The sequence below is a fragment of the Peribacillus sp. N1 genome (assembly GCF_054600815.1).
In genome coordinates this window covers 24,370-36,583 of record NZ_BAAHZO010000010.1, presented here as the reverse complement: position 1 = coordinate 36,583, position 12,214 = coordinate 24,370, and the positions used below count along the sequence as shown (strand labels likewise).

General features: G+C 42.3%; 14 protein-coding genes. 5 read left to right on the top strand and 9 right to left on the bottom strand.

Going from position 1 to position 12,214, the window contains the following annotated elements; genetic code table 11:
* Positions 1–33 precede the first annotated feature (33 nt).
* Complete coding sequence (locus tag ACYP5M_RS24735) at positions 34–924, bottom strand: diacylglycerol/lipid kinase family protein (RefSeq protein WP_459735641.1); 891 nt, start codon at positions 922–924, stop codon at positions 34–36.
* Positions 925–1,403: 479 nt separating this feature from the next.
* On the opposite strand from ACYP5M_RS24735, the gene yhfH (ACYP5M_RS24730) reads away from it, so the two are divergent.
* From yhfH (ACYP5M_RS24730) to yhfH (ACYP5M_RS24710), 5 genes are read left to right on the top strand one after another with little or no spacing between them, the layout of a single operon-like run.
* Complete coding sequence (gene yhfH, locus ACYP5M_RS24730) at positions 1,404–1,538, top strand: protein YhfH (protein WP_137017534.1); 135 nt, start codon at positions 1,404–1,406, stop codon at positions 1,536–1,538.
* A 43-nt stretch (positions 1,539–1,581) separates the two neighbouring features.
* Positions 1,582–1,719, top strand: coding sequence for a protein YhfH (yhfH, locus tag ACYP5M_RS24725; RefSeq protein WP_127777520.1), 138 nt, complete (start codon positions 1,582–1,584; stop codon positions 1,717–1,719).
* Between the two features lie 29 nt (positions 1,720–1,748).
* On the top strand, positions 1,749–1,886 hold the full coding sequence (gene yhfH, locus ACYP5M_RS24720) for a protein YhfH (protein ID WP_082196596.1): 138 nt from the start codon (positions 1,749–1,751) through the stop codon (positions 1,884–1,886).
* A 29-nt stretch (positions 1,887–1,915) separates the two neighbouring features.
* A complete protein-coding gene (gene yhfH / locus ACYP5M_RS24715; RefSeq protein ID WP_101225681.1) occupies positions 1,916–2,053 on the top strand; it encodes a protein YhfH in 138 nt (45 codons plus the stop codon).
* Between the two features lie 28 nt (positions 2,054–2,081).
* Entirely contained in the window at positions 2,082–2,222 is a 141-nt protein-coding gene (gene yhfH, locus ACYP5M_RS24710) for a protein YhfH (RefSeq protein WP_072274044.1), read from the top strand.
* Between the two features lie 120 nt (positions 2,223–2,342).
* On the opposite strand, the gene ACYP5M_RS24705 is transcribed toward yhfH (ACYP5M_RS24710), so the two are convergent.
* From ACYP5M_RS24705 to ACYP5M_RS24670, 8 genes are all read right to left on the bottom strand, one after another.
* Entirely contained in the window at positions 2,343–3,977 is a 1,635-nt protein-coding gene (locus ACYP5M_RS24705; RefSeq protein WP_260359292.1) for a PucR family transcriptional regulator, read from the bottom strand.
* Positions 3,978–4,134: 157 nt separating this feature from the next.
* Complete coding sequence (locus tag ACYP5M_RS24700; protein ID WP_101225679.1) at positions 4,135–4,353, bottom strand: hypothetical protein; 219 nt, start codon at positions 4,351–4,353, stop codon at positions 4,135–4,137.
* A gap of 16 nt (positions 4,354–4,369) precedes the next feature.
* The gene (locus ACYP5M_RS24695; protein ID WP_459735640.1) at positions 4,370–5,848 is read right to left on the bottom strand and encodes an NCS1 family transporter; all 1,479 of its coding nucleotides are present in this window, start codon (positions 5,846–5,848) and stop codon (positions 4,370–4,372) included.
* 42 nt (positions 5,849–5,890) lie between these two features.
* Positions 5,891–7,309, bottom strand: coding sequence for a dihydropyrimidinase (gene hydA, locus ACYP5M_RS24690; RefSeq protein WP_101225677.1), 1,419 nt, complete (start codon positions 7,307–7,309; stop codon positions 5,891–5,893).
* A gap of 14 nt (positions 7,310–7,323) precedes the next feature.
* On the bottom strand, positions 7,324–8,610 hold the full coding sequence (gene preA, locus ACYP5M_RS24685) for an NAD-dependent dihydropyrimidine dehydrogenase subunit PreA (protein ID WP_427575392.1): 1,287 nt from the start codon (positions 8,608–8,610) through the stop codon (positions 7,324–7,326).
* Between the two features lie 26 nt (positions 8,611–8,636).
* Positions 8,637–9,995: an NAD(P)-dependent oxidoreductase gene (locus ACYP5M_RS24680; protein ID WP_459735662.1), complete on the bottom strand. Its 1,359-nt coding sequence runs from the start codon at positions 9,993–9,995 to the stop codon at positions 8,637–8,639.
* Between the two features lie 711 nt (positions 9,996–10,706).
* Positions 10,707–11,972 (bottom strand): GTPase HflX, encoded by a 1,266-nt coding sequence (gene hflX / locus ACYP5M_RS24675; protein ID WP_459735639.1) that lies wholly within the window; start codon positions 11,970–11,972, stop codon positions 10,707–10,709.
* A gap of 70 nt (positions 11,973–12,042) precedes the next feature.
* Positions 12,043–12,192: a hypothetical protein gene (locus ACYP5M_RS24670; protein ID WP_157831163.1), complete on the bottom strand. Its 150-nt coding sequence runs from the start codon at positions 12,190–12,192 to the stop codon at positions 12,043–12,045.
* Positions 12,193–12,214 lie beyond the last annotated feature (22 nt).

Here is a 12,214-nt window from a genome sequence, read left to right as displayed (position 1 = left end):
TTTCCCAGTAAGACAATGAACCCACATAACAAGCTATTTAGTTCCCGGGACAAAGAGACGAAGATGTTTGTGCAGTACATTTGCCTGGAAAGGAAGAAGAATGCCTTCATCTCCATCGATATTGACTACAAGATCATCTGAAGTAGTTAAATGGAGCTTGGATGTTTTAATATATTCAACTTCGTCATTCCCCATGATCTCCCCCCTAATCAAACTGGGAATGATCTTGACGATGAGAGGAAGAGATAAATCCTTAATGATGAATGTGTGCAGCTTTCCATCATTCACTTCCGCCTCTGGTGCAAGTTGTTCGAAACCGCCGACAGAGTTAGTCATTGTTGCAATTAGTAAATGAGCCTCGCCCATCCACTTTCCCTGATCATGTTCAACCGTTAAAGGAAACGGAGTCTTTTTAATGATCGCTTTTGCTCCTTCAATGAAATATGCAAAAGAACCAAGACGGGTTTTTTGTTCAACGGTAACATTATAGGTGGCCTCTGCGATTGCCCCAACTGCCAACACATTCATGAAGTAACGGTCATTGATCTTCCCTATGTCCGATTCCTTAATATTCATATCCTTCAAAATCTCGATGGCAGCATTGGGATTCAATGGTATTCCCAAAGATCTAGCAAAATCATTGATGGTTCCTAGTGGAATGATTCCGAAAGTAGGCCGATGCTGCTGCTCGCCCAAACCATTCACTATTTCGTTCACCGTTCCATCCCCACCCATGGAAATGACAGCATCGAACATTTCTGCACAGGCCTCCTTAGCAAAACCCGTAGCATCCCCCTCTCCTTCCGTTTTACGAACGCATACCTCATCAAAAATTTCACCAAGTGCCTTTTCCGCTTTCGGCAAAATCTTTCCTGCTTTTTCCTTACCTGAAGATGGATTGACGATAATCATCGCTTTCGACATATGCTACCTCCCATTTTTGTACTTCTACTAGCAAGTTACCTCTTTACTGTTGTATTAAAACCACACAGACAGGAACTTACACATAATCGCTGCTGCTTGAATTTTGCTGAAATTTTAGAACAAGCTCTTATATGTTACATCGACTGTGAAACAGGCATTCATTGATCACTGATTTTCCTGTTTCTCATCTGTTACATTAATGCCTATCACAACACATTGGAAATTGTCTGTCCGTTTCGTTCCCTCTTTGTTTTTTCGTTTTATAAAAAGCGTCATTTCTTCCATTTCCTACTTGCCATGAAGGTAAATTCAAAAATAAACAGATGATAATTCCCTTACCTATAGGGTTTTTAGACAATCAGCGAAAAAAATTTCAAATTTTCTGTAAAATACCTATACATTTTCCAAATTCGGGTATATACTGTATTATAACAACAAGCAAACAACAAAAACTGTACTATAAAGAGGGGGAGCGAGACATGCAAGCAAATCAATCAGATTTACTCATAATCGATTCATTTAAACATTGCCCGGAATGTGGTGAAACACATGTGGACCACTCAGATTCCTATCTGATGGAATGCGATCGCTGCCTTTCCAAACGTGAAGAATAAAGCGATCGGAAAATATATCTAACATTAAAAGGAGGAAATCATCATGCAAATGAAAAAACCCATTGAGTTTTTTAACAATATCCCTGCTAAACATTGCCCCGAGTGCGGTGACCATATTATCGAGCATGCTGAATCCTACTTAATGGAATGTGACCGCTGCCTTTCCAGACGCGAAGACTGATTAAACCAAATCAAAAAGGAGGAACCATCATGCAAACTATAAATCCACTGGAATTCTTCAGGACACTGCCGCCTAAACAATGTACGGAATGCGGAACCCATATCACTGAACAAGCTGAATCCTACTTAATGGAATGTGACCACTGCCTTTCCAAACGTGAAGACTGATTAAACCATATCAAAAAGGAGGAATCATCATGCAAACCAAAAACCCATTGGAATTCTTCAGGACACTGCCGCCTAAACAATGTACGGAATGCGGAACCCATATCACTGAACAAGCTGAATCTTACTTGATGGAGTGTGACCACTGCCTTTCCAAACACGAAGACTGATTAAACCAAATCATAAGGAGGAATCATCATGCAAACTAAAAACCCATTGGAATTCTTCAGGACACTGCCGCCTAAACAATGTACGGAATGCGGGACCCATATCATTGAACAAGCTGAATCCTACCTCTTGGAATGTGACCGCTGCCTTTCCAAAAAAGATGAATATTAATATAAGATGCTGACATCAAGATGCTATATAAGCCATTTTGATGTCAGCATTTACCTTGTTTTCTGCCTCCCTTTCCTTGCATTCAAAAAAGGATGTCCTTGGGACACCCTTTAGTCTTACTTATCTTCCAATATATTTGTCTACATATTTCCCTCTGATCTTCCTGCTGCTGTATTGTAAGAAGTCCAATGCAAAAATCATGAATTCAAGGCCCAGACGCTTATCTGAACGCATAAAATCAGAACCTAGCAGTTTCTCCAATTTTTCAAGTCTATGATATAGCGTTTGCCGGACAATGAATAGTTGTTTCGACGTTTCCTGTTTAGAACCGTTACAGGCAAGGTAGGTCTTTAAGGTAGGCATTAACTCACCATTGTTTTGCTTGTCATATTCAATGACAGGACCTAAATATTCGTACACTGTTTCCTCCAGATTACCATGCTTATTTATGAGCGATATCATGCGATGCATATGTAAGTCCTGATAAAAGATGCTCCTGTTATCCTCTGGTAACGTATCCTGAAGCAGCAAAGTTTCACGGGCCGTTTCATAACTTTTATAAATCTCACTTAACCTTTGAACATGCTTACCAAACCCAATGGAAAGCAGACCCATACGATTACGCCCGCTTACATCCATTTTCATGATTCGATCCACCGCGCTTGTAACCCTTGATTTCCAATCTTCAGATGAACGATTATCACCTAAAATAAAAACAAGATGCTGATGTATTTCCATGGAAAATATCTGAAAGCCGTACTGTTCAAAAACAGTTCTAAACATTATCTTAAAATAGGTTCCATCTAATTTTGCGGAGTTTTTATTATACTTTGGGTGTTGTTTGCAAATGCAAACAATTCCGCCATCCAAATGCATTTTCGGATCAATATAGGAAAGCCTCTCCCGGATTGCTTCGTCACTATATTCACCTTCAATCCAATTTGTAAGCCATATACTTTCTTCCGACATTTTCTTTTCTTCAATATATAACTCCCTTAATAGATGCTGTGCCAACGCGGTAGCCGTTCGATCCAAAATCAGTGAATCAAAATCAGTCAACTCTCTGCCGTTGCTGCATATGAGCAATTCAGCATAATTTTCACCAAGCACTCGAATCGGCTGTCCAAGAACGGTTTTATCCATGTTCCGCTTCTCTTCGTATATGTCCGCCACCATTTGATAGGTTGTTTTTTTCTTTATTTTTGGAAAGCTGGCTATATCATTTTCATTAAAGATAAGAATAACCTGTACATTTAAATAGCTGTGGAGAAATTTTAGAATTGGTTCATAATGGTCAATTTCGAGGAGATTTTTATTTAACTGCTGGGAGTAGCTTTCTAAGTTGGAGATCATCTGATATTGTTTATTGATGATAAGGGAATGTATATCCTGCGTGATTTCTACGAAAGGGACTTCTTCATGAAATAGGATGATAGGGAATTGCCGTTCATTTGCGAGATCGATGGCACATTGCGGCACTGCCATGGTGTTGGCGCCAATCTCTATACAGAGTCCAGCTGCATCGCATTCAATTAACTGTCTTAAGTAGGATAGAAATGTGTCATCGCAGTCTTTCCACCCTAAACCGGTAGTCAGTATCAGTTCGTTTCCATTTAACAAATGGCTGATTTGTGTGACTTCCATGCAGTGGACCCACTTCACTTGACGCTTTATCCCACTTCTACCTGCAATTATATCCGTCAGATCAAAATGCTTGCGTGTTAGAATTTCCTCGATTGTAATCGATGTATTCATCCAGCCACATCCTTTTATAAAACTGCTTTAAAATCTATTATAAACGGACAACCCTTAAATCTCCAGACACTTGTCAGAAAATCTAACGTCAAAATTCTACAAAAAACTCGAACAAAAAGGGCCCATTCGTAAGGAATAGGCCCGGTACATGACGATTTCAATTCAATTTTTTTTTGAAAAGCAATGTAGAGAAGTATTTCCTTCCTTCCGGGGTTTTGATGTTCAATTGCTTCCATTCCTGCTTCGTTCCTTCAATCAGTTCAAAATCGAGAAAGGCTCCACTTAAACTTTCGGAAACCCGGGTGATTCGATATCCTCTTTCAAGTAAAAAATCGATTTGTTCCCTTTCTAAGCGATAGTCTTGATATTCGGACATTTCCATTCCCCCTTTTTCAAACGTTCTCCTTGCCGGTCGTAAAAGCCATCTCTTCCTCAAGTTCTGGACCTCTCCCAATTATCCAATCCCTGCCGACGGAAATGCCTAAATATTTCTCATCGCTCGGATCAATGATTTCAGCTTGTTCATATCGCTTGAACCACCAATACTTAGCTAATATAAAATAACTTGCACCGCCGAGAAGAAAGCCAATAATAAACGAATAATTTGAAAAAATCGTTGCACCGATTCCTCCAATCACCCAAGAAATGATTCCTGCCCAATTCACTCCATTCAAGTATTTATACTGGCCTTCACTTTCATAGAGTTCTTGTACATTCACTCTCCGTTTACGAAGGAAATAGTAATCCGCTACCAGGATGCCGACAATGGATGCCAGGATTCCGCCTATTATTAATAAAACTTCTATTATGATGCCGAACAGGCTCCATGGCTGAACTACTATCCCAATCACCCCCGCTACAACGACTCCCGCCCAAAATGGCATTTTAGGACCCATGACATTGGAGAAAATGGTAGCTGCGGGAATGACATTGGCCGTAGTATTCGTCGACCATTGAGCAAATACGATCATGATCAAAAGGACGCCGAGGGCAATTCCACTTGCTGATCCCTGTATGGCAACTACAGGATCATAATTGGAAACAGCCATATAAGAAACCGCCCCGATAATCACCATGAACGTCTGAGTGATGGGATAGGTGATAATATTCCCAATTATTTGCCCCTTATTGCGCTTGAACCAATTTTTTTCATTTTTTGGTGCCTTAATATAGCGGGAAAGCGTTGGCATATCTGCAGTCAACGTGCCCCAAAATCCCATATTTGCCATAATGACGACCATGAAAGCCGTTGCGGCGGCCCCGCCAGTGACCGGACTTTCAATCCAGGACCATACATCTCTTCCTTGGGCTACAGCCTGATCGGATAGGGTGAAATACATCCAGCCGGAAATTAAAATGATGACGGGCGCCGCCAAGTCGGCGAATCGTTCTATCGACTTTATTCCCATTGCCGTGTTGACTAATTGTAAAACGGCAAAAATGAGGAAGCAGATAAACCAATTATCAAAATCAAAAAGGGTTGTGAAGATAGCGTTCATTGCAGTGGCTCCAAAGTAAGTATTTAAGCCGAACCAGCATGACGCTACAAAACCGCGTACAACCGAAGGGATGTGGGTGCCAATCGTACCGAACGGCGCCCTCATATAAACAGGGAATGATATTCCATGTTCAACACCTATATCCCCTGTCATTGTCATCAAAAAGCCGAGAACCACACAGGCAATGACCGTTGCAAGAACGACCCAGCCTAAGGATAAACTTTGGACACCGTTCCCACCGATTGCGAAGGCAGCCAATACTACAGCCATGCCCACCCAAATGAAACCAAATCCGGCTGCACTTATGTTTTTCTCACTATGAGGTATAGGCAGCAAATCGGGAGACTTTAAATAATCTTTCTTCTCACTCATAGAAAATCCCCCTAATTTAATTTGCAAGATTCCTTACCAAAGTTAGACTGTAAGCTTTTTCCCTGTATCCGGCTTCAGCGCCGCATTATATTTTGCCCGTTTCAGGAATTGCCCTTTTCCAGCTTCGCCTACAAATTGTTTGTCTTTAATGACGAATTGACCTCTCGATAAAACGGACACCGGTTCACCTGTAATTCCCATGCCTTCAAAAGCATTATAATCTACAGCCATGTGATGGGTTTCTGCAGAAATGGCTCTTTCAACTTTCGGGTCAAAAATGACAATATCAGCATCCGAACCTACCGCTATCGTACCTTTCTTCGGGAATAATCCAAATAGCTTGGCGGCACGCGTGGATGTCATGTCGACGAATTGATTCAAGGTAATACGCTCTTTCATGACCCCTTCAGAAAAGAGGATACTCATGCGATCCTCAATCGTTGGCCCGCCGTTCGGTATTTTCGTGAAATCTTCACGTCCAAGTTCCTTCTGTCCCTTAAAATCAAAAGAGCATTGATCGGAGCCGATCGTTTGCAGCTGGCCCGTTTTCAAAGCATTCCATAGCACTTCCTGGTTTTTCTTCTCCCTTAACGGCGGGGACCATACATATTTAGATCCCTCGAAATGGGGCTTTTCAAGATAAGATTGGTCAAGAACCAGATATTGCGGACAAGTCTCCCCCCAAATATCCACCCCTTTATTTCTTGCCTCAGTAATCTTTTCAACCGCATCTTCACAGGTGACATGAACGACATAGAGCTGGCCATTTGCCATTTCCGTAAGTTTGGCAGCCCGTCCAGTTGCTTCCCCTTCAAGCTCTGGAGGCCTTGTTAATGCATGGTAAATTGGATCGGTGTTACCTTCAGCCAGCGCCTGCTTCGTAAGATAATCGATGACATCGCCATTTTCAGCATGAACCATGACAAGTGCCCCAAGTTCCTTTGCTTGCAACAGAGTGCGGTATAGCGTGGCATCATCAGCCTGAAAAACATTCTTGTAAGCCATGAACACTTTAAAGGAAGAAATCCCTTCATTATCGATGATGCTCGGCAGCTCAGCCAATACATCATCGTTAATCTCACTGATCATTAAATGGAAACCGTAATCTATGGCCGCTTTTCCAGTGGCCTTTTCATGCCATGTTTCTATCGCTTTCTTTAACGGCACCCCTTTTTCGGTCAAACAAAAGTCGATGATCGTTGTCGTGCCTCCATATGCAGCGGCAATCGTCCCCGTTTCATAATCATCCTTTGTCGTTGTCCCGCCAAACGGCATATCGAGATGTGTATGCGGATCAATGCCCCCCGGAAAAATATAAGCGCCTTTTGCATCAATGATTTCAGCCCCCTCAGCCGGGAGGTCCTTGCCAATCATTGCAATCTTCTCATTTTCAATCAATATATCGGCTTGATACGTATCTGCAGCCGTTGCAATCGTTCCATTTTTAATGATCTTCTTCATATTAGAACCCTCCATCATTTTACGAAATCAACACTTTCACTGCTTATGCCCCCAAGGAACGATTGGCGTTCATTCCACGTCATTGGCGGTAATTCATTTGTCAATTCGATCATATCGATCGCCCCATCGGCCGGACAGACGATCGAGCATAGATTACAGCCTACGCAATCTTCTTCGCGCACTCTCAAAAAGGAGCTGCCTGACGTGTCCTTGAACATATCTATACATTGATGAGAAGTATCTTCACATGCAATATGGCATTTATTGCAGTTAATGCACACATCATTATTAATGCGCGCAACGACCTTATAATTAAGATCTAAATTCCCCCAGTCGGAATAGCGCGGTACGGACTTACCGACAATATCCATCACGGAGGATATCCCTTTTTCATCAAGGTAATTGGAAAGTCCATCAATCAAGTCTTCTACTATTCTAAAACCGTGATGCATGGCAGCCGTACAAATTTGCACGCCAGTCGAACCCATCAATAAAAATTCCACCGTATCCTGCCAATTTGAAATGCCGCCTATTCCGGAAATGGGAACATTGATCTTATTATTCCTTGCACACTCTGCCACCATATTCAAAGCGATCGGCTTCACAGCGGGACCACAATACCCTCCGTGAGCCCCCTTGCCGCCAACATGGGGAATCGTATTCCATGAATGGATATCCACTCCTGCCAAGCTGTTGATCGTATTGATCATGCTTATTGCATCCGCACCGCCGCGCACCGCCGCTTCAGCCGTAACCGTAATGTCGGTTATATTCGGTGTAAGCTTGACGATGACGGGTTTGGATGCAGCTTCCTTGGCCCAGTATGTTTGCTTTTCCACAAGTTCAGGAACCTGTCCCGAAGCAGCTCCCATCCCACGCTCTGCCATACCGTGCGGGCAGCCAAAGTTCAACTCGTAACCATCGACCCCTACATCTTCTATGCGCTTGATGATTTCATGCCACTTTTCCTGTTGCGGCTCCACCATCACCGATGCAATGATTGCATGATCAGGGAACCTTTTCTTCGTTTCATATATTTCTTTAAGATTCACTTCAAGCGGACGATCCGTAATCAATTCTATATTGTTGAACCCGGCAACTCTCTGTCCATTAAAGCTGACCGCTGCAAAACGTGATGAGACATTCAGGATGGGGTCACCCAATGTCTTCCAAACGGCTCCTCCCCAGCCAGCTTCAAATGCGCGCTGGACTTGATAACCTGAATTAGTAGGTGGTGCTGAAGCAAGCCAAAAAGGATTGGGAGATTTAATACCTGCAAGATCAATTGATAAATCAGCCATGATAAGCCTCCTATTTTTCATAGTTATTAAGCAATATCCACCGCTTCGCAATTCAAAATCGAGTCAATTTCATAGGCTGTCTTTTTCCCTTGCTGGGCAGCTGAAACAACCATTGCCTCACCTTGGCCTTTTCCGAAGATCACGTCACCGCACGCAAAGATCTTTTCATGCGATGTCTTATAGGAATCACCATCCAATGTAACGACACCATCATCATGTTCAATGCCGAACTGTTCAATCAATCCTATATATCTGGATTGGCCTATAGCACGAATTACCCCATCGACCGGTATGACGAACTCCGACCCGGGAATTTGGACTGGACGGCGCCGCCCATCTTCCCCTGCCTCGCTAAGCACCATCTTCACGCACTCGATGCCCGTAACCTGACCTCTTTCATCCGAGAGGATCCTGGAGGGTGCAGTCAGCCAGTGAAACCCGACACCTTCTTGTTTGGCAAACTCATATTCAAAATCATAGGCTGTCATTTCCTTTTGGGTACGACGATAAATAATGCTCACCTGTTCGGCGCCCAGGCGTACAGAACAGGTTGCGGCATCGATCGCCGTGTTTCCAGCTCCAATCACCGCCATCTTCTTCCCAATGAATTTATCAGTGATTGCTCCTGTTTTCGTTGCTTTTACGAAATCGATTGCATCATAAACTTCAGCCAAATCCTCCCCTTCAATTCCAAGCTTAGGGACATCGGACATGCCGATAGCTAAAATGACCGCATCATAGTCGGCAGTCAGCTGATTTGCGGAAACATCCACTCCGACCCGTGTATTCGTTTTAATATCAACATCCAAACTCTTTACTTGTTCAACTTCCCAATAAGAAATGCTCTGAGGCAAACGGAACGATACAATCCCGTAAGTATTTAATCCGCCTGGATTCTTTTCAGCTTCGAAAATGGTTACACTGTAGCCAAGCAAGGCTAACTCCCTTGCTGCAGACAAACCCGCGGGACCGCTTCCTACAATGGCAACTTTTTTGCCATTCTTCTTCCCGGCCTTGAATAGGGCTTGTTTATTTTGGATGGCCCAATCTGTGGAATAACGCTGGAGATTGCCAATCATGATTGGCTTTGTAGAGTGGTTCAGGACACATGCTCCCTCACATAACTCTTCAGTCGGACATACCCGAGCACAGCTGGCACCGACAGGATTGGCAGTCATGATCGTCTTGGCCGACCCTTTAAAATTACCTGAAGCTATCTTCTTAATAAAACCTGGAATATCTATTCCCGTCGGACAGGCTTGGATACATGGGGCATCATAGCAGTATAAACATCGATTCGATTCTTCCAAAGCTTCCCTTGGGGATAAACCCCTCTCCGCTTCCTGAAAGTTAATCTCTAGACCACCTTTTAACGGGCTCGTCATACTCATCCACTATTTCTCCTTCCAAACATTTATTTTTGAAAAATAAAAAGGGAGGAATTGCATGCATTTCTCTCTACTGTCCTCATATTTAAACGATTGAAATGATTGCCAACATGGTTTCCGTCAATTTATTCAACTAACAAGTCATGGCGATTTCCCAGCCAAAATTCTCTCGTTTTGTTTATTATTTTCTATCATTCTCTCACTGGTCACTCCTCTATCCCTGCTTCCTTCTAACACAAAAAGCCCCCCCTACTAATCTTAAAAAATCAAAACCTGATGATAAATCAGAGAATTGAGTATTCTTTATTTTATAATGTTGAAAAGCAAGTTACATTATACAAAGTGTAAAGTATTTCCAGATGCTAGATATGCAATATGTAATATTCATGTTATATTTCCTAACAATAAATGATAAACATCGTCATTTTTCTACATTCAAACTTACGTTTCATCATACTTCCTGATATTATTTGGATGATTTGTTCCAAAACCTACTTATCAACAATTTGTCCACATAAAAAAAAGCCCAGAAACTCAATTCAAGGTTTCCTGGGTCTTTTCACTTTTATCCACAACTTATTCACATATTATATGGTGATATTCTCTTTGTTTTTGCGGAACAGAAGCATTTTAACAAAAGTTATCCACATACAGAAATCAACTTTTCCACTTATCAACAAACCGTTAACAATTTATCAACAGGCAGGCTCATTCCGGATGAATAACGTATCGTTTATATTTCTCATAATCCGTTTTCTTGCACTCAAGCTTTATTTGATATCCATTTGCCTCATATTCAGTTTCCGTTATGTGACCATTTTCATTGAAATAGGAAACCAGCTGCCCTTGATCATATGGAATCAGCATTTCACAGTGAGTATAGTCGACAAAAATACGCTGGCGAATTTGTTCGATCAATTCCTCGATGCCGACTTTGTTTTTTGCTGACATATATACAGAGTCACGATTCACCTTAGGGATTTCCAAATCGGTAAGGTCCGCTTTGTTATAGGCAAAAATCGTCGGAATCCCTTTAATGCCTATCTCATTTAAAGTCTTATCCGTTATCTCTATTTGCTGCTCATGATTTGGATTGGAAAAGTCGACAACATGGATCAACAGATCCGCTTCCACCACTTCTTCTAGAGTTGATCGGAATGCTTTTACGAGATGATGGGGCAATTTAGACACAAATCCCACCGTATCAGTCAATAAAAATTCCTTATTATCCGGCAGCGGAATGTTTCGGACGGATGTTTCAAGCGTAGCGAACAGCATATCCTTCTCAAACACCTGCTTCTCTGCTGTTGGATGGAATATTTCGATCAAAGCATTCATGATCGAAGATTTACCTGCATTGGTATAGCCGACCAAGGATACGACAGGGATGGCATTCTTTTTCCGCTGTTTCCTCTGCGTTTGCCGGTGTGCAACAAGGTCTTCCAGTTCCTTATTCAATACACTTATATTTTCCTCGATTCTCCTGCGGTCAAGCTCTAACTGCTTTTCACCTGCACCCTTGTTTGTACCGACCCCGCCACTCTGACGCCCTAATGACTCCCTCAAACCTACAAGACGCGGGAGCATATACTGCAGCTTCGCCACTTCTACCTGAAGCTGTGCTTCCTTCGTTTTCGCCCGATGCGCGAAGATGTCCAGAATCAAGATTGTCCGGTCAATCACCTTGCAATCCATGTCCCTCTCCAGATTACGAAGTTGCGAAGGGGAGAGCTGATCATTAAAAATGACGACATTAGCTTCTTTATACTCAACGAGATTTTTTACTTCCTCGATTTTCCCGGTACCGATAAAATGTGATGAGTTCACCCGATGCAAATTTTGTGTGATGGTCCCTGCAACCTCTACCTCACATGCTTCCGTTAAATTGGCCAATTCCTCCATTGAATACTCAAAATCCCTTGAACCGTTGAGATTAACTCCAACCAAGATAGCCCTTTGCTGTATTTCCATCATTTCAAATCCTTTCCGTACATACCTTACTCCCTATATTATACTTAAACAAACCTATCATGCTGCCTAAAAGTCAGCCACATTGTAGCATACCAGACATCGCCTGCATAACGATTGCTGCCAAAGCAATATTCTTCATTGAACCTCCTTTTACTTTCAACAAAAAAATAAGAGGACCGACTGCTTTTTTCAAAGTTTCACATGAAACAATTGGAAAGTTCATAAATAAAAGCTCCCTGGTGCAC

Bases quoted from the DNA above. Each gene is read 5' to 3' on its own strand.
- ACYP5M_RS24700 (WP_101225679.1), bottom strand. From the start codon at position 4,353: ATGTCCGAATATCAAGACTATCGCTTAGAAAGGGAACAAATCGATTTT.
- ACYP5M_RS24695 (WP_459735640.1), bottom strand. From the start codon at position 5,848: ATGAGTGAGAAGAAAGATTATTTAAAGTCTCCCGATTTGCTGCCTATA.
- yhfH (WP_072274044.1), top strand. From the start codon at position 2,082: ATGCAAACTAAAAACCCATTGGAATTCTTCAGGACACTGCCGCCTAAA.
- yhfH (WP_082196596.1), top strand. From the start codon at position 1,749: ATGCAAACTATAAATCCACTGGAATTCTTCAGGACACTGCCGCCTAAA.
- ACYP5M_RS24735 (WP_459735641.1), bottom strand. From the start codon at position 924: ATGTCGAAAGCGATGATTATCGTCAATCCATCTTCAGGTAAGGAAAAA.
- yhfH (WP_101225681.1), top strand. From the start codon at position 1,916: ATGCAAACCAAAAACCCATTGGAATTCTTCAGGACACTGCCGCCTAAA.
- ACYP5M_RS24705 (WP_260359292.1), bottom strand. From the start codon at position 3,977: ATGAATACATCGATTACAATCGAGGAAATTCTAACACGCAAGCATTTT.
- ACYP5M_RS24670 (WP_157831163.1), bottom strand. From the start codon at position 12,192: ATGAACTTTCCAATTGTTTCATGTGAAACTTTGAAAAAAGCAGTCGGT.
- preA (WP_427575392.1), bottom strand. From the start codon at position 8,610: ATGGCTGATTTATCAATTGATCTTGCAGGTATTAAATCTCCCAATCCT.
- ACYP5M_RS24680 (WP_459735662.1), bottom strand. From the start codon at position 9,995: ATGACGAGCCCGTTAAAAGGTGGTCTAGAGATTAACTTTCAGGAAGCG.
- hflX (WP_459735639.1), bottom strand. From the start codon at position 11,972: ATGATGGAAATACAGCAAAGGGCTATCTTGGTTGGAGTTAATCTCAAC.
- hydA (WP_101225677.1), bottom strand. From the start codon at position 7,309: ATGAAGAAGATCATTAAAAATGGAACGATTGCAACGGCTGCAGATACG.
- yhfH (WP_127777520.1), top strand. From the start codon at position 1,582: ATGCAAATGAAAAAACCCATTGAGTTTTTTAACAATATCCCTGCTAAA.
- yhfH (WP_137017534.1), top strand. From the start codon at position 1,404: ATGCAAGCAAATCAATCAGATTTACTCATAATCGATTCATTTAAACAT.